At 66.6% G+C, this 15,293-nt stretch carries 26 protein-coding genes and 1 pseudogene; 26 read left to right on the top strand and 1 reads right to left on the bottom strand.

Translation table 11 applies throughout. From position 1 onward, the window contains the following. Window positions 1-104 precede the first annotated feature (104 nt). The 16 genes from rplP (at window position 105) to map (ending at window position 8,403) form a co-directional block, all read left to right on the top strand. A complete protein-coding gene (gene rplP / locus KD1_RS12400; RefSeq protein ID WP_068402351.1) occupies window positions 105-524 on the top strand; it encodes a 50S ribosomal protein L16 in 420 nt (139 codons plus the stop codon). Then, the gene (gene rpmC, locus KD1_RS12395) at window positions 524-763 is read left to right on the top strand and encodes a 50S ribosomal protein L29 (protein ID WP_068402349.1); all 240 of its coding nucleotides are present in this window, start codon (window positions 524-526) and stop codon (window positions 761-763) included. The genes rplP and rpmC overlap by 1 nt, the downstream gene beginning before the upstream one ends. Next, entirely contained in the window at window positions 760-1,047 is a 288-nt protein-coding gene (gene rpsQ / locus KD1_RS12390) for a 30S ribosomal protein S17 (RefSeq protein ID WP_068402347.1), read from the top strand. The genes rpmC and rpsQ overlap by 4 nt, the downstream gene beginning before the upstream one ends. Window positions 1,048-1,157: 110 nt before the next feature. Next, on the top strand, window positions 1,158-1,526 hold the full coding sequence (gene rplN / locus KD1_RS12385) for a 50S ribosomal protein L14 (protein ID WP_068402345.1): 369 nt from the start codon (window positions 1,158-1,160) through the stop codon (window positions 1,524-1,526). A gap of 3 nt (window positions 1,527-1,529) precedes the next feature. Then, on the top strand, window positions 1,530-1,868 hold the full coding sequence (rplX, locus tag KD1_RS12380; protein ID WP_068402343.1) for a 50S ribosomal protein L24: 339 nt from the start codon (window positions 1,530-1,532) through the stop codon (window positions 1,866-1,868). Between the two features lie 2 nt (window positions 1,869-1,870). Continuing rightward, a complete protein-coding gene (rplE, locus tag KD1_RS12375) occupies window positions 1,871-2,440 on the top strand; it encodes a 50S ribosomal protein L5 (protein WP_068402342.1) in 570 nt (189 codons plus the stop codon). Between the two features lies 1 nt (window position 2,441). Continuing rightward, window positions 2,442-2,627, top strand: a complete 186-nt coding sequence (locus tag KD1_RS12370; protein WP_068402340.1) for a type Z 30S ribosomal protein S14 — start codon at window positions 2,442-2,444, stop codon at window positions 2,625-2,627. Window positions 2,628-2,754: 127 nt separating this feature from the next. Next, complete coding sequence (gene rpsH / locus KD1_RS12365) at window positions 2,755-3,153, top strand: 30S ribosomal protein S8 (protein ID WP_068402338.1); 399 nt, start codon at window positions 2,755-2,757, stop codon at window positions 3,151-3,153. 12 nt (window positions 3,154-3,165) lie between these two features. Further along, complete coding sequence (rplF, locus tag KD1_RS12360) at window positions 3,166-3,702, top strand: 50S ribosomal protein L6 (RefSeq protein ID WP_068402336.1); 537 nt, start codon at window positions 3,166-3,168, stop codon at window positions 3,700-3,702. Between the two features lie 3 nt (window positions 3,703-3,705). Next, complete coding sequence (gene rplR, locus KD1_RS12355) at window positions 3,706-4,080, top strand: 50S ribosomal protein L18 (RefSeq protein WP_068402334.1); 375 nt, start codon at window positions 3,706-3,708, stop codon at window positions 4,078-4,080. A 34-nt stretch (window positions 4,081-4,114) separates the two neighbouring features. Then, the gene (rpsE, locus tag KD1_RS12350) at window positions 4,115-4,810 is read left to right on the top strand and encodes a 30S ribosomal protein S5 (protein WP_068402332.1); all 696 of its coding nucleotides are present in this window, start codon (window positions 4,115-4,117) and stop codon (window positions 4,808-4,810) included. Further along, a complete protein-coding gene (gene rpmD / locus KD1_RS12345) occupies window positions 4,807-4,989 on the top strand; it encodes a 50S ribosomal protein L30 (protein ID WP_068402356.1) in 183 nt (60 codons plus the stop codon). The genes rpsE and rpmD overlap by 4 nt, the downstream gene beginning before the upstream one ends. 2 nt (window positions 4,990-4,991) lie before the next feature. Further along, a complete protein-coding gene (gene rplO, locus KD1_RS12340) occupies window positions 4,992-5,474 on the top strand; it encodes a 50S ribosomal protein L15 (RefSeq protein WP_068402330.1) in 483 nt (160 codons plus the stop codon). A gap of 175 nt (window positions 5,475-5,649) precedes the next feature. Then, the gene (gene secY, locus KD1_RS12335) at window positions 5,650-6,963 is read left to right on the top strand and encodes a preprotein translocase subunit SecY (RefSeq protein WP_068402328.1); all 1,314 of its coding nucleotides are present in this window, start codon (window positions 5,650-5,652) and stop codon (window positions 6,961-6,963) included. Next, window positions 6,963-7,544 carry an adenylate kinase gene (locus KD1_RS12330; RefSeq protein WP_068402326.1) on the top strand — a complete coding sequence of 194 codons (582 nt, stop codon included), beginning with the start codon at window positions 6,963-6,965 and terminating at the stop codon, window positions 7,542-7,544. The genes secY and KD1_RS12330 overlap by 1 nt, the downstream gene beginning before the upstream one ends. Window positions 7,545-7,551: 7 nt before the next feature. After that, entirely contained in the window at window positions 7,552-8,403 is an 852-nt protein-coding gene (map, locus tag KD1_RS12325) for a type I methionyl aminopeptidase (protein WP_083542438.1), read from the top strand. 19 nt (window positions 8,404-8,422) lie between these two features. Here the strand turns inward: map and KD1_RS17220 are convergent, their stop codons facing one another. Then, window positions 8,423-8,626: an aldehyde dehydrogenase family protein gene (locus tag KD1_RS17220; RefSeq protein WP_370670758.1), complete on the bottom strand. Its 204-nt coding sequence runs from the start codon at window positions 8,624-8,626 to the stop codon at window positions 8,423-8,425. A gap of 252 nt (window positions 8,627-8,878) precedes the next feature. Here KD1_RS17220 and KD1_RS12320 point away from each other — a divergent pair, with 252 nt between their 5' ends. The 10 genes and pseudogenes from KD1_RS12320 to KD1_RS12275 form a co-directional block, all read left to right on the top strand. Next, a complete protein-coding gene (locus KD1_RS12320) occupies window positions 8,879-10,222 on the top strand; it encodes a chymotrypsin family serine protease (RefSeq protein WP_157073332.1) in 1,344 nt (447 codons plus the stop codon). Between the two features lie 158 nt (window positions 10,223-10,380). Further along, complete coding sequence (locus KD1_RS12315) at window positions 10,381-10,695, top strand: hypothetical protein (RefSeq protein ID WP_157073331.1); 315 nt, start codon at window positions 10,381-10,383, stop codon at window positions 10,693-10,695. 205 nt (window positions 10,696-10,900) lie between these two features. After that, the gene (gene infA, locus KD1_RS12310) at window positions 10,901-11,122 is read left to right on the top strand and encodes a translation initiation factor IF-1 (RefSeq protein WP_048549119.1); all 222 of its coding nucleotides are present in this window, start codon (window positions 10,901-10,903) and stop codon (window positions 11,120-11,122) included. Window positions 11,123-11,234: 112 nt separating this feature from the next. Further along, the gene (rpmJ, locus tag KD1_RS12305; RefSeq protein ID WP_006592630.1) at window positions 11,235-11,348 is read left to right on the top strand and encodes a 50S ribosomal protein L36; all 114 of its coding nucleotides are present in this window, start codon (window positions 11,235-11,237) and stop codon (window positions 11,346-11,348) included. Window positions 11,349-11,626: 278 nt separating this feature from the next. Continuing rightward, window positions 11,627-12,004 (top strand): 30S ribosomal protein S13, encoded by a 378-nt coding sequence (gene rpsM / locus KD1_RS12300; protein WP_068402321.1) that lies wholly within the window; start codon window positions 11,627-11,629, stop codon window positions 12,002-12,004. A gap of 102 nt (window positions 12,005-12,106) precedes the next feature. Further along, window positions 12,107-12,505, top strand: coding sequence for a 30S ribosomal protein S11 (rpsK, locus tag KD1_RS12295; protein ID WP_068402319.1), 399 nt, complete (start codon window positions 12,107-12,109; stop codon window positions 12,503-12,505). 19 nt (window positions 12,506-12,524) lie between these two features. Further along, on the top strand, window positions 12,525-13,133 hold the full coding sequence (gene rpsD / locus KD1_RS12290; protein WP_068402317.1) for a 30S ribosomal protein S4: 609 nt from the start codon (window positions 12,525-12,527) through the stop codon (window positions 13,131-13,133). Window positions 13,134-13,248: 115 nt separating this feature from the next. Then, window positions 13,249-14,298, top strand: a complete 1,050-nt coding sequence (locus KD1_RS12285) for a DNA-directed RNA polymerase subunit alpha (protein ID WP_068402315.1) — start codon at window positions 13,249-13,251, stop codon at window positions 14,296-14,298. A gap of 73 nt (window positions 14,299-14,371) precedes the next feature. Further along, window positions 14,372-14,947: a 50S ribosomal protein L17 gene (gene rplQ / locus KD1_RS12280; protein ID WP_068402313.1), complete on the top strand. Its 576-nt coding sequence runs from the start codon at window positions 14,372-14,374 to the stop codon at window positions 14,945-14,947. 130 nt (window positions 14,948-15,077) lie between these two features. Beyond that, window positions 15,078-15,293 (top strand): annotated as a pseudogene (locus KD1_RS12275) (tRNA pseudouridine(38-40) synthase TruA); the annotation flags it as partial.

Here is a 15,293-nt window from a genome sequence, read left to right as displayed (position 1 = left end):
CCGCGGTGACCGCGGCCAGGCCCAGCAGGGTCAGGGCGCGCCCGCCGCCGAGAGCACCGAGGCCGCCCCGGCTGCCGCGGTGAGCACTGAGGAGCAGTCCTGACATGTTGATTCCTCGTCGAGTCAAGCACCGCAAGCAGCACCACCCGGGTCGCTCCGGTATGTCCAAGGGCGGCAACGCGATCTCGTTCGGTGAGTTCGGCCTCCAGGCCCTCGAGCCGGCGTACGTGACGAACCGCCAGATCGAGGCGGCTCGTATCGCGATGACCCGCTACATGAAGCGTGGTGGAAAGGTCTGGATCAACATCTACCCGGACCGCCCGCTGACCAAGAAGCCGGCTGAGACCCGCATGGGTTCCGGTAAGGGCTCGCCCGAGTGGTGGGTCGCCAACGTCAAGCCGGGTCGCATGCTGTTCGAGGTGTCCGGCGTTTCCGAAGAGACCGCGCGCGAGGCCATGCGCCTGGCGATGCACAAGCTGCCGATGAAGTGCCGCTTCGTCGCGCGTGAGGGTGGTGACATCTGATGGCCCTCGGTTCGAAGGACCTGACCCCCAAGGACCTGCGTGGCATGGACGACGACAAGCTCGTCGAGCAGCTGCGCACCGCCAAGGAGGAGCTGTTCAACCTGCGGTTCCAGTCCGCCACCGGCCAGCTGGAGAACAACAGCCGGCTGCGTGCGGTCCGCAAGGACATCGCCCGCATCTACACCGTCATGCGCGAGCGCGAGCTCGGCATCACCCAGGTCGAAGAGGTGGCCAAGTGAGCGAGAACAGCAACACGCCCGCGGTGGCGACGGAGCGCAACGAGCGCAAGACCCGTCAGGGTTACGTCGTCTCCGACAAGATGGACAAGACCGTCGTGGTCGAGGTCGAGGACCGCGTCAAGCACGCGCTGTACAGCAAGGTCCTGCGCCGCTCCTCGAAGGTCAAGGCGCACGACGAGCAGAACAGCTGCGGTGTCGGTGACCGGGTCCTGATCATGGAGACCCGTCCGATCTCGGCCACCAAGCGGTGGCGCGTCGTTCAGATCATCGAGAAGGCCAAGTAAGCCTCGCTCACCCGACGAGGTGACCCACCCGGGTCGGCTCGTCACCCAGACCAATTGGTTCGGCAAGGCTCACGACCCGTGAGAACCGGCTCGACGACAGGAGTTCAAGAGTGATCCAGCAGGAGTCGCGACTGCGCGTCGCCGACAACACCGGTGCAAAGGAGATCCTTTGCATCCGCGTGCTCGGCGGCTCGGGTCGCCGGTATGCCGGTATCGGCGACACGATCGTCGCCACGGTCAAGGACGCCATCCCTGGTGGCAACGTGAAGAAGGGTGACGTCGTCAAGGCCGTCATCGTGCGCACCACCAAGGAGCGTCGTCGTCCCGACGGCAGCTACATCAAGTTCGACGAGAACGCCGCGGTCATCCTCAAGAATGATGGAGACCCGCGCGGTACCCGCATCTTCGGCCCCGTGGGCCGCGAGCTGCGCGACAAGAAGTTCATGAAGATCATCTCGCTGGCGCCGGAGGTGCTCTGACCCATGGCCAAGATGACGATCAAGAAGGGTGACCTCGTCCAGGTCCTCACGGGCAAGGACAAGTCCAAGCAGGGCAAGGTCATCGCCGTCCACACCGAGACCGAGAAGGTCACGGTCGAGGGCGTCAACCGCGTCACGCGGCACACCAAGGCCGGTGTCGGTGGCCAGGCCGGTGGCCTGGTCGTCCAGGAGGCGCCGATCCACGTGAGCAACGTCGCGATCGTCGACCCGGAGGACGGGAAGCCGACCCGCGTCAAGATCCGCGAGGAGAAGGTCGAGCGTGACGGCCGCGAGAAGACGGTGCGCGTGCGCGTGTCGGCCCGTACCGGTAAGGACCTGTGAGCATGACTGAGACCACCATCGAGAAGGTGACCCCGCGCCTGAAGACGCGGTACCACGACGAGATCAAGTCGACCCTGCAGTCGGAGTTCAACTTCGGCAACGTCATGCAGGTCCCCGGCGTCGTCAAGGTCGTCGTGAACATGGGTGTCGGTGACGCCGCCAAGGACAGCAAGATCATCGAGGGTGCGGTGCGTGACCTGACCGCCATCACCGGTCAGCGTCCGGCCATCACCAAGGCCCGCAAGTCCATCGCGCAGTTCAAGCTGCGCGAGGGCATGCCGATCGGCTGCCACACGACGCTCCGCGGCGACCGTATGTGGGAGTTCCTCGACCGCCTCGTCACCATCGCCCTGCCGCGTATCCGCGACTTCCGCGGGCTGAGCCCGAAGCAGTTCGACGGCCGCGGCAACTACACGTTCGGCCTCAACGAGCAGTCCATGTTCCACGAGATCGACCAGGACAAGATCGACCGCGTCCGGGGTATGGACATCACCGTGGTCACCACCGCGGCCAACGACGACGAGGGACGTGCGCTGCTGCGGGCGCTCGGCTTCCCGTTCAAGGAGAACTGACATGGCGAAGACCGCCCTCATCCAGAAGGCCAACAAGAAGCCGAAGTTCGCCGTTCGCGCCTACACGCGCTGCCAGCGCTGCGGCCGGCCGCACTCGGTCTACCGCAAGTTCGGTCTGTGCCGCGTCTGCCTGCGCGAGATGGCCCACCGTGGCGAGCTGCCCGGCGTGACCAAGTCGAGCTGGTGACCCTTCCGGGTTCACCACCTGCGGCCGCTGCCGGCGGCCACCCCACGTACCACCACCACACACGTTCTACAGCGCAGGTCGCCCCGATCCAGGGGTGAAACCGCGGTGAGAGAGGGCAGAAGAGCCCATGACCATGACAGATCCCATTGCGGACATGTTGACCCGCGTGCGTAACGCCAATTCGGCGCACCACGACGACGTCTCCATGCCGTACTCCAAGCTCAAGGCGCACATCGCGGAGATCCTCCAGGCGGAGGGGTACATCGCGAACTGGTCCGTCGCCGACGCCGAGGTGGGTCAGACCCTGACCATCAACCTCAAGTACGGCCCGAACCGGGAGCGTTCCATCGCCGGCATGCGCCGCGTGTCCAAGCCGGGCCTGCGCGTGTACGCGAAGTCCACCAACCTGCCGAAGGTGCTCGGTGGCCTGGGCGTGGCGATCATCTCCACGTCCTCCGGCCTCCTGACCGACCGTCAGGCCGAATCCAAGGGTGTGGGCGGGGAAGTCCTCGCCTACGTCTGGTAAGGGAGAGCTGACATGTCGCGTATTGGTCGACTTCCCGTCACCATCCCCAGCAACGTCACCGTGGCGATCGACGGTCAGACCGTCAACGTCAAGGGGCCGAAGGGCGAACTGAGCCACACCGTCGCCGCGCCGATCACGGTCGAGCAGGCGGACGGCACCATCACGGTGTCGCGTCCGGACGACGAGCGGACCTCGCGTTCGCTCCACGGTCTGACCCGCACCCTGATCAACAACATGGTCGTCGGCGTCACCGAGGGCTACACCAAGAAGCTCGAGATCCACGGCACGGGTTACCGCGTCCTGGCCAAGGGCTCGAACCTCGAGTTCGCCCTGGGCTACTCGCACCCGATCGTCGTCGAGCCCCCGGCCGGCATCACCTTCGCCGTCGAGAACCAGACGCGCTTCTCGGTGCAGGGCATCGACAAGCAGCTCGTCGGTGAGGTCGCCGCCAACATCCGCAAGCTGCGCAAGCCCGACCCGTACAAGGCCAAGGGTGTGCGCTACGAGGGTGAGCACATCCGTCGCAAGGTCGGAAAGGCTGGTAAGTAAGCGATGGCACGCATCGTCAAGCGTCCGAAGTCCAAGAGCGCTGCCCGCGGTCGTCGTCACCTGCGCGTGCGCAAGCGCGTCATCGGTACCGCCGCTCGGCCGCGTCTGGTCGTGTCGCGTTCGTCGCGTCACGTCTTCGTCCAGGTCGTCGACGACACCGTCGGCAAGACCGTCGCCTCGGCCTCGACCATGGAGGCCGACCTGCGCGCCTTCGACGGCGACAAGACCGCTCGCGCCAAGCGGGTCGGTGAGCTCGTCGCCGAGCGCGCCAAGGCCGCCGGCGTCGAGGCCGTCGTCTTCGACCGTGGCGGCAACCGCTACCACGGCCGCGTTGCGGCCATCGCCGACGGCGCCCGCGAGGGTGGGTTGGCCCTGTGATGACCACCGTCAAGACTGAGATGAGGAACATCTGATGCCCGGACAGCAGCGTCGAGGCACTGGCGCCGCCGGTGGCAACGAGCGCGGTCAGGACCGCAACGACCGCCGCGGCGGAGGCCGCGACGGCGGTCGTGGCGGTCGCGACAACCAGCGCGAGCAGTCGCAGTACGAAGAGCGCGTCGTCACGATCAACCGTGTCGCCAAGGTCGTCAAGGGTGGTCGTCGCTTCAGCTTCACCGCCCTGGTCGTCGTCGGTGACGGGGACGGCACCGTCGGTGTCGGCTACGGCAAGGCCAAGGAGGTGCCCGCGGCGATCGCCAAGGGTGTCGAGGAGGCCAAGAAGGCGTTCTTCAAGGTGCCCCGCATCCAGGGCACCATCCCGCACCCGGTGCAGGGCGAGGCCGCGGCCGGTGTCGTCATGCTCCGCCCGGCCGCTCCGGGTACCGGTGTCATCGCCGGTGGCCCGGTCCGCGCCGTGCTCGAGTGCGCCGGTATCCACGATGTGCTGTCCAAGTCCCTGGGCTCGGACAACGCCATCAACATCGTCCACGCGACGGTCGAGGCCCTGCGTGGCCTGGAGCGTCCGGAGGCCGTGGCCGCCCGCCGTGGCCTTCCGCTGGACCAGGTGGCCCCGGCTGCGCTCCTGCGTGCCCAGGCCGCCGGCCAGGCCGAGGCCGCGGCGAAGGCTGCCGAGAAGGCCGCCGACAGCGCTGCGAAGGCAGGTGCCTGATGCGTCTCAAGGTGACCCAGACCCGTTCCGAGATCGGTGGCAAGCAGAACCAGCGCGAGACGCTGCGCAGCCTCGGTCTGAAGCGCATCGGCGACGTCGTCGTCAAGGAGGACCGTCCCGAGATCCGCGGGATGGTCAAGACGGTGGCCCACCTCGTCGCCGTCGAGGAGGTTGACTGATCATGGCTGAGGCCAAGAAGACCGAGCAGGAGGTCGCCGAGGGCCACGCGCTCAAGGTGCACCACCTGCGCCCGGCCCCCGGTGCCAAGACCGCCAAGACCCGTGTGGGTCGCGGTGAAGGCTCCAAGGGCAAGACCGCCGGTCGCGGTACCAAGGGTACGAAGGCTCGTTACCAGGTGCCGGACCGCTTCGAGGGTGGTCAGACGCCGCTGCACATGCGTCTGCCCAAGCTCCGCGGCTTCAAGAACCCGTTCAAGGTCGAGTACCAGGTCGTGAACCTGGACAAGATCGCCGCCCTCTACCCCGAGGGTGGGGCCGTGACGGTCGACGACCTCGTGGCCAAGGGCGCCGTGCGCAAGGGCCACAAGGTCAAGGTGCTCGGCACCGGCGACATCGCCGTCAAGGTCGATGTCACCGTGGACGCGTTCTCCGGTTCCGCGAAGGAGAAGATCGAGGCCGCAGGCGGCTCGATCGCCGGCGCCTGACCGCGCTCCCTCTGCACGCACCACCTGACGCCGCAGCGCTGATCCCCATGGGAACGGCGCTGCGGCGTCGGTCGTTGCTGGGCAGGATGCGCGCGCACCCCGGGTGCCGCGATACATTGACACGAATCGTCGAATCACCCACGGCTGAAGATGGGCCGTGCCGACTGGAGGACCAGTGCTCAGCTCATTCGGCCAGGCGTTCCGCACGCCCGACCTGCGCAAGAAGCTGCTGTTCACCCTGGGGATCATCATCCTGTTCCGCATGGGCAGTGTGATCCCGACCCCGGGTGTCAGCTATGCCGCTGTCCAGGCGTGCCTGGCCGGTGCGCCGGAGGACGCCAACAGCTTCCTCGGCCTGGCGAACCTCTTCAGTGGTGGTGCGCTGCTCCAGTTGTCGATCTTCGCGCTCGGCATCATGCCGTACATCACGGCGAGCATCATCGTGCAGCTGCTGACCGTGGTCATCCCGCGGTTCGAGACCCTCAAGAAGGAGGGGCAGCAGGGCCAGACGAAGCTGACGCAGTACACGCGCTACCTGACCATCGGTCTGGCCGTGCTCCAGGCGTCCACGCTGATCACCTTCGCGCGCAACCCGGAGAACCTCTTCGGCCCCCAGTGCACGAACATCCTCTACCGCGACGACGTCGCGACGATCGTCATCATGGTGCTGACCATGACCGCCGGTACGGGGCTGGTCATGTGGCTCGGTGAGCTCATCACTGACAAGGGTGTCGGCAACGGCATGTCGCTGCTGATCTTCACCTCCATCGCCGCGACCTTCCCGTCGTCGCTGTGGACGATCCGTCAGCAGCAGGGCTGGGGCACCTTCGCGTTCGTCATCGCGATGGGCCTGGTCATCATCGCCATCGTCGTGTTCGTCGAGCAGTCGCAACGACGCATTCCGGTGCAGTACGCCAAGCGCATGGTCGGTCGGCGCATGTACGGCGGGACGTCGACGTACATCCCGCTCAAGGTCAACATGGCCAACGTCATCCCGATCATCTTCGCCAGTTCGCTGATCTCGCTGCCGATGATGGCCAGCCAGTTCCGGCGCAGCCCCACCGGTGACAACCCGTCGTGGGTCGACTGGGTCGACCGCTACCTGGTGCGTGGCGACCACCCGGTCTACATGGCGATCTACGTCACGCTCATCCTCTTCTTCACGTTCTTCTACGTTTCCATTACCTTCGAGCCGGACGAAGTCGCCGACAACATGAAGAAGTACGGTGGCTTCATTCCGGGTATTCGCGCCGGGCGACCCACGGCCGAGTACCTGCGTTACGTGCTCAACCGGATCACCGTCGTAGGTGCGATCTACCTGGCGTTGGTCTCGCTCATCCCATTGGTGGCGCTGTCCCTCTTCGGCGCCAATCAGAACTTCCCGTTCGGTGGCACGTCCATCCTCATCATGGTTGGCGTGGGCCTGGAGACGGTGAAGCAGATCGAGTCCCAGCTCCAACAGCACAAGTACGAAGGGTTCCTCCGCTGATGCGTTTGATCATCTTCGGCGCCCCCGGCGCCGGCAAGGGTACGCAGGCCTCCCGCATCGCCGAGCGCTACGGCGTTCCGGCCATCTCCACGGGCGACATCTTCCGCGCCAACATCAAGAACAACACCGAGTTGGGCCAGCAGGTCAAGGCGATCACCGCCGCCGGCAACCTCGTGCCGGACGACGTGACCAACGCCATCGTCGAGGACCGACTGGCCCAGGACGACGCCCAGGGCGGTTTCCTGCTCGACGGTTACCCGCGCACCGCCGCCCAGGTGCACGCCCTTGACGCGATGCTCGCGAAGAAGGACAACTCCATCGACAAGGTGCTCATGCTCACCGTCGACAACGAGGAGATCGTCACCCGTCTGCTCAAGCGCGCCGAGATCGAGGGTCGCGCCGACGACACCGAGGAGGTCGTGCGCGAGCGGCTGAACGTCTATGCCCGCGAGACCCAGCCGCTGGCCGAGGTCTTCGCCACACGGCACCTGCTCGTCGAGGTCGACGGCATGGGTGAGGTCGACGACGTCACGGCGCGCATCTTCGCCGCCCTCGACCCGATCCACGCCGCGAAGGGCTGACGCGCGCTTGCTCGGACTCGGCCGCAACCGTCTGCCCTCGCGGACCCCGGAGCAACTCGCCGCCATGCGCGTGGCGGGTCTGCTCACGGGCCGCACCCTCGCGATGCTTGAGGCTGAGCTCACGCCGGGGATGACCACCCTGGACCTCGACCGGTTGGCCGAGGCGTTCATCCGTGACCACGGGGGGATCCCCAACTTCCAGCTCGTCGATGGCTACGAACACACGCTGTGTACGTCGGTCAACGAGCAGATCGTGCACGGGATCCCGTCGTCGTCCGTCGTGCTGCGTGAGGGTGACCTGCTCTCGATCGACTGCGGTGCCGAGGTCGACGGCTGGAACGGCGACAGCGCGGTGACGTTGTTCGTCGGTGGCCGTGCGGCGGCTCGACCGGAGGATGTGCTCCTCTCCGACGCCACGGAGGCCAGCATGTGGGCCGGCATCGCGGCGATGCGGGTGGGTGGGCGACTCAACGACATCGGAGCGGCGATCGAGGACAGCATCGTCGAAGCCGGCCGGCGCGATGGCCACGAGTACGGCATCGTGCAGGACTATGTCGGTCACGGGATCGGGGAGTCGATGCACCTCGAGCCGCAGGTGTTCAACTACCGGATCCGGCAGCGTGGCCCGGCTCTGCCCGTGGGCGCGACGCTGGCGATCGAGCCGATGATCACCTGGGGCAACCAGGCCAATCACGTGCTCGCCGACGAGTGGACCGTCGTGACCGACGATCGCCAGCGCGCCTCCCATTGGGAGCACAGTGTGGCCACGACCGAGGGCGGCGTCACCGTGCTCACGGCCATCGACGGCGGGGTCGAACGACTCTCCGCGTTGGGCGTGCCCGTCGTGAGCCTGGACTGAGTGAATCTCGACCGAGGTCTTACGCCCCCAGGCCGATGACCTTCGTGTAGAGATGCGACGCCAGTCCGTACTCCGTGTCGTTGGCCATGGCGACGACCTCGTCGACGTCGGAGTAGACCGTCACCGGGGCCATCGGGCCGAAGGTCTCCTCGCGGTAGATGAGCATCTCGGGCGTGACGTCGGTGAGCACGGTCGGCGCCCAGAAGAAGCCCCGGAACGGGATCCCAGCGGCCGGGTCGACCGCGGTCTTGCGGCCCGCGAGGATGTGAGTGTGGGCGTTGTTCCTGACGCTGCGGGTGAAGACTCAGCCGGTGTGGTAGTCGGTCAGGTTCACGATCCTGGGCCGAGCGTGTTTCGCGGGCACTTTGCGTCAGTCTCGTCGCTCCCTTCACGTCACGAGGGCTTGGGGTAACATGGCATTTCCGAACAAGCAAATCAGGGGGCAGTGGGGATGAAGGTGTGGATAATCGCGGGCATGCTGGCATTGCCGGCCTTTGCCGGGGCAGCAGGGGTACCGACAGCTGCTGATGCGGCCGGAGATGTTCGACCGCCGCGTGTCTTCGTGGCCGGGCAGAGCCCTCCGTCTGCGCACCTGCCAAGCGACATTCCGCGCGAAGTGCTCAGCGCGACGAGTGCTGCGGAGTCGAGAACACGTCTTCGCGACTGGCTCGATGCGACGGCGCACGTGGACCGGAACGGAGTGGACGTCGGCCCAGGCATCGGTAGGCTGACTCGCGCGCAGGTGCAGGATGCCCTGACCTACGCGGAGGGTGAGGATCTTGCCGTGGACGAGGCGCTCCTCCGCGACGAGAGAGCGGCCGAGCGCCAGAGGATCTCCGACTCATTGGAGCGACGTGACCCAGGGCACTTTGCCGGGGTGACCGCCGACTCGGACGGGGTGCCGGTGGTGCACGTCTCATCCGACTCCGTGCCCTCGGCGTATCGGACCGTTTTGGGGGAATCGCGCTCGGGAGCCTGGGTTCAGCAGAGTGTCCTGTCGTTGGACGATGCGGACGCACTGCTGGTCCATCTCAACGAGCGTCTCGGTGAACTGGCCCGGGCCAGTGCCATGTCGTGGGACGTTGCCGAGCAAAAGGTCACGGTCACTCTGCCAACCGAAGACACCGCCAGCCGGGCCCTGTCGTTGGTGAGGGGGCAGCTGCCCGAGGGTGTCACCGTGGAGGCGCGTGCTGACACGGGCCTGGTCGTGGCACCAGATGACTCGAGCATGCGTGGTGGAGGCTACCTCGATGCACGCGGTTGCACGGCGGGTTTCGTGATGCGCAAGACCACAGACGGGACCAAGCGGAACAGCACCGCTGGTCACTGCCTGTCGCTGGACTTCGATGGGGACTGTTCCAAGTACTCGTCGCGTTACAGCAACCACGTGTCTGACGGGGGCTCCACAGAGGCCAAGAGGACATGGTGTAGGTATCACCCCATGGAGGGTGACATCGCGTTGCTCACGACAGGCACATTCACCCCCCTGCCCACCTTCTACTATGACTTCAACCAGAAGCGATACGTGACAGGTGCCGCTTCGAGTCGGCCTGCCATCGACCACCGCATCTACCACTTTGGGGCAACCACGGGTATGACCTACGCCTTCGTCGAATCCACCAACGCGTGCCATGGCGGAGTCTGCGGAATGATTGGAATGAGGAATGCGGACCGTGCGCGAGGGGACAGCGGGGGTCCGTGGTATGCGGGTGGCTATGCTTGGGGAATTCACCATGGTGTCCACACGACGGCGGACACGGCGACGTTCACGCCAATTTACCGCTATTCGCCGTTCAACTACGAGGTCTGGCAACAATGACGTTTCATCATCGCCACGATCTGAGGGTCGCCACCGTGTTGTGTGCCTTCGCCCTGGTGCTCACGAGTTGCTCGCCCGGGCCGCCTGCGGATCAGGCGCCACAGGGGAGTGCATCGTCCACCTCACGCGCGAGGGACTTGGCCCTTGAGGGCGGCTCGGTGAAGTACATCGTTGGCAGCCCGTTCAGCGTCACTGACGTGGGGCAACGCGTCAGACTCGCTGTCAAGGACGGGTGCCTCGTCGCCTTGGACGGGAGACGGCCGATGTTGTCGGTCGTCGTTCCGGCCGGGGCCTCCTTCCGCGCCTCGGAGGGCAGGTGGGGCGCGCTCGCCCTCGATGGCAGGCTCGTGCCGCTCCGAGCGGACGTGATGCTTGGCGGCGCGAAGGTGACCGCCGGGCAGTTGGCCGCACAGGGCGAGCCCGAGCTGACCGACTGCAGGAGCGAGAGGTACTTGGTCGTCGTAAGCGTCTGAGCGCTCTGGTGCGGGCCGAGGTGGGCGGATCTCGTGAGCTGGCCGCCTTGCAGTTTGTGCGCCCGGCGAGATGCTCGATTGGCCTGATCGGGCCCGATGCCATACGATGGACCGTCGGTCAGGTGTCCGTGCGCTTAGGCGTGCCCATCGACCGATCTCCGGGCGCCCACCACAGCCGGGCGCCCAGCCAACGGATTGAGAGGGTATGGCCAAGAAGGACGGTGTCATCGAGGTCGAGGGCACGATCGTGGAAGCACTCCCGAACGCGATGTTTCGGGTTGAGTTGACCAACGGTCACAAGGTTCTCGCCCACATCTCGGGCAAGATGCGTCAGCACTACATCCGCATCCTCCCGGAGGATCGGGTCGTGGTCGAGCTCAGCCCGTACGACCTGACCCGCGGCCGTATCGTCTTCCGCTACCGCTGATCCCGGGCCGCGGCCCGAGCAGCAGGAGCTCCGCACGGATGCTCCATGCGCACCACCCCGTAGTACCCGGCGTCGCCCTGACGTCGGGCAGGTCGAGAAAAGGCGACAGGCAATGAAGGTTCAGCCGAGCGTCAAGAAGATCTGCGACAAGTGCAAGGTGATCCGCCGTAACGGTCGGGTCATGGTGATCTGCGAGAACCTGCGCCACAAGCAGCGCCAGGGCTGATCGCACCACCGCACGCTCGCGGACTTCGAGCACACGCGAAGCGCAGTTCCCGCAAGGGCTGCACATCGAGACAACTCCATATCGTCACCACCGACATCTCGCAGTACCCGACCCCTGAAGAAGGCCGCCACGGCGGCCGGATCCACGTTCGGCATCGCCGACGACAGGACGTCACCCCCGGCCCGGAGGCTGGGGACCACGGACCCGCCCGAGGCGGGAGCATCCCGCGGATCGGTACTGCACCAGACCTCCGGAACACAGAACAGGAACTGAACAAGATGGCACGTCTTGTTGGAGTCGACCTTCCGCGCGACAAGCGCGTGGTGATCGGACTGACCTACATCTTCGGTGTGGGCCGCACGACCTCGCAGCAGGCTCTGGCCGCCACGGGGATCGACGAGAGCATCCGCGTCAAGGATCTCGACGACTCCCAGTTGGTCGCCCTGCGTGACTGGCTCGAGGCCAACGTCAAGCTCGAGGGTGACCTCCGCCGTGAGGTTGCCGCCGACATCCGCCGCAAGGTGGAGATCGGCTCGTACGAGGGCCTGCGTCACCGTCGCGGCCTCCCGGTCCGCGGCCAGCGAACCAAGACCAACGCGCGTACCCGCAAGGGCCCCAAGCGCACCGTGGCCGGCAAGAAGAAGGCCGGCAAGTAATCACGTCGCGCCCAGGTGCGCACGCCTCCGGCCATCGGATGTCGGAGCGTCGCAGCACAGGGTGCGCGTGGTCACCGCCACCGAAGACTGCATAGGAGAAACATGCCTCCCAAGAGCCGTACCGGCGCCAAGGTGCGTCGGAAGGTCAAGAAGAACGTCGCCGTGGGCCAGGCCCACATCAAGAGCACGTTCAACAACACCATCATCTCGATCACGGACCCCACCGGTGCCGTGATCTCGTGGGCCTCTGCCGGCCAGGTCGGCTTCAAGGGCTCGCGCAAGTCCACGCCCTACGCCGCCCAGATGGCTGCCGAGGCCGCCGCCCGTCGTGCCATGGAGCACGGCATGCGCAAGGTCGACGTGTTCGTCAAGGGTCCGGGTTCGGGTCGTGAAACCGCGATCCGTTCGCTGACCGCGACCGGCCTCGAGGTCGGCGCGATCCAGGACGTCACGCCCAGCCCGCACAACGGTGTCCGCCAGCCCAAGCGCCGGCGCGTCTGAGACAGGGGAGTAGACACACATGGCTCGTTACACCGGCCCCATCACCAAGAAGTCCCGTCGCCTCAAGATCGACCTCGTCGGCGGCGACAAGAACTTCGAGCTGCGTCCCTTCCCGCCCGGCCAGCACGGCCGTCGCCGCATCCAGGAGAAGGAGTACCTCGCTCAGCTCCAGGAGAAGCAGAAGGCCCGCTTCGCCTACGGCGTCATGGAGAAGCAGTTCGTCCGGTACTACAAGGAGGCGGCCAACCGCCCCGGTCAGACCGGTCACAACCTGCTGATCATCCTCGAGTCCCGCCTCGACAACGTCATCTACCGCGCCGGTCTGGCCCGCACCCGCCGTCAGGCCCGTCAGCTGGTCACGCACGGTCACTTCGAGATCAACGGTGTCCGCACGGATGTCCCGTCGCACCGCGTCTCGCAGTACGACATCGTCTCGGTGCGCAAGCAGTCGGTCGAGGCCTACCCGATCCAGGTGGCCCGCGAGACCTTCGGCGAGCGTCCCGTCCCGGCGTGGCTGCACGTGGTTCCCGGCAAGCTGGACATCCTCGTCCACAGCCTGCCGACCCGCGAGCAGATCGACGTGCCGCTGACCGAGCAGCTGATCGTCGAGCTCTACTCGAAGAACTGATCACCCGCTTCACCAGGGTGGGCTGACGCGGACCGATGTGTCAGCCCACCGCCGGGTCGAACCGGCATCCTCACGAGGCGTCATATGGCGGTCGCCCGTGGAAAGGAACTGAATCGTGCTCATCGCACAGCGTCCCACTCTCACCGAGGAGCCGCTCTCCGAGAACCGTTCGCGGTTCGTCATCGAGCCGCTCGAGCCGGGCTTCGGGTACACGCTGGGGAACTCCCTGCGTCGCACCCTCCTCTCGAGCATCCCGGGTGCCTCGACCACGTCGATTCGCGTCGACGGGGTCCTGCACGAGTTCTCCACGATCCCCGGGGTCAAGGAGGACGTCACCGAGATCATCCTCAACCTCAAGGCACTGGTCGTCTCCTCCGAGAACGACGAGCCCGTTGTCATGTACCTGCGCAAGCAGGGTGCCGGTGCCGTCACGGCCGCCGACATCGCGCCGCCGGCCGGGGTGGAGATCCACAACCCCGACCTGCACATCGCGACGCTCAACGACAAGGGCAAGATCGAGATGGAGCTGACGGTCGAGCGCGGCCGCGGCTACGTGTCGGCCAACCAGAACAAGATGGGTGACCACGAGATCGGCCGCATCCCGGTCGACTCGATCTACTCTCCGGTTCTGGCGGTGACCTACAAGGTCGAGGCGACGCGTGTCGAGCAGCGCACCGACTTCGACCGTCTGGTCGTCGACGTCGAGACCAAGAACTCGATCAGCCCGCGTGACGCCATGGCCTCGGCCGGCAAGACGCTGGTGGAGCTGTTCGGTCTGGCTCGTGAGCTCAACGTCGAGGCCGAGGGCATCGACATGGGCCCCTCGCCGACCGACGCCGCGATGGCCGCCGACCTGGCGCTGCCGATCGAGGACCTCGAGCTGACCGTGCGGTCCTACAACTGCCTCAAGCGCGAGGGCATCCACACCGTGGGTGAGCTCGTCGGGCGCAGCGAGGCCGACCTGCTCGACATCCGCAACTTCGGTGCGAAGTCGATCGACGAGGTCAAGGCCAAGCTGCACGGCATGGGCCTGGCGCTCAAGGACAGCCCGCCCGGGTTCGACCCGAGCGCGATCGCTGACACCTACGGCGACGACTACAACGATGAGGACGAGGACGAGGCGCTTGAGGACGACGCGTCCTACGCCGAGGACGAACAGCTCTGACCACTCACCCATTTGGCCGAACCGGTGGCCGCAACTGCGGTCGGTGAGGTCGGACTTCTTCTAGGAGAAAGCAATGCCCACCCCCACCAAGGGTCCCCGCCTCGGAGGCGGGCCGGCGCACGAGCGCCTCATGTTGGCCAACCTGGTCCAGTCGCTCTTCGAGCACGACTCGATCGTCACGACCGAGGCCAAGGCTCGCCGCATGCGCCCGCTCGCCGAGCGCATGGTGACCTTCGCCAAGCGCGGTGACCTCGCGGCCCGCCGCAAGGTGCTCACCGTCGTCAAGGACAAGGGCGTCGTTCACCGCCTCTTCGTCGAGATCGCGCCGGACATGGCCGAGCGCGAGGGTGGCTACACCCGCGTGACGAGGATGGCCGCGCGTAAGGGCGACAACGCCCCGATGTGCATCGTCGAGCTCGTGCGCGAGCCGGTCAACGCCAAGCCGAAGCGCGCCGTCGTCGCCGAGGCGGAGGCCGCTGCGAAGCGCTCCGCCAAGGACGAGGAGGCCGCTGCGGCCGCCGCGACCGAGGCCGACGAGACCGCTGAGGTCGAGGCCACCGAGGCTCCGGCTGCTGAGGCTCCCGAGGCTGCCGCCAACGAGGCCCCCGAGGCCGAGGCCGAGGCCGCGGACGAGAAGCCGCAGGCCTGATCGGTCGATCCTCACGGCGCGTCGTTTCGGCGCTTCGCCACGAAGGCCGCCCCACCCGCACACTCGGGTCGGGCGGCCTTCGTGCTGTCTGGGTCGGACGGCAGCCGGCCGCCGCCTAGACTCTGGCGCCATGACTGCCGAGCTCCTGCGGGTGCGCCTCGACCTGGCCTACGACGGCACCGATTTCGTCGGCTGGGCGGCACAACCGGCGCTGCGGAGCGTCGAGGGGACCCTGAGCGAGGCCCTCACCACCGTGCTGCGCGCCCCGGAACCGGTGCGCCTCACAGTGGCCGGCCGCACCGACGCCGGCGTCCACGCGCGCGGGCAGGTGTGCCACGCCGACGTC

Source organism: Kribbia dieselivorans NBRC 106261 (genome assembly GCF_001552435.1).
Classification (GTDB): domain Bacteria; phylum Actinomycetota; class Actinomycetes; order Actinomycetales; family Dermatophilaceae; genus Kribbia; species Kribbia dieselivorans.
Note: the sequence above shows the minus strand (reverse complement) of the source record. Positions and strands in the feature narration are given on the sequence as shown.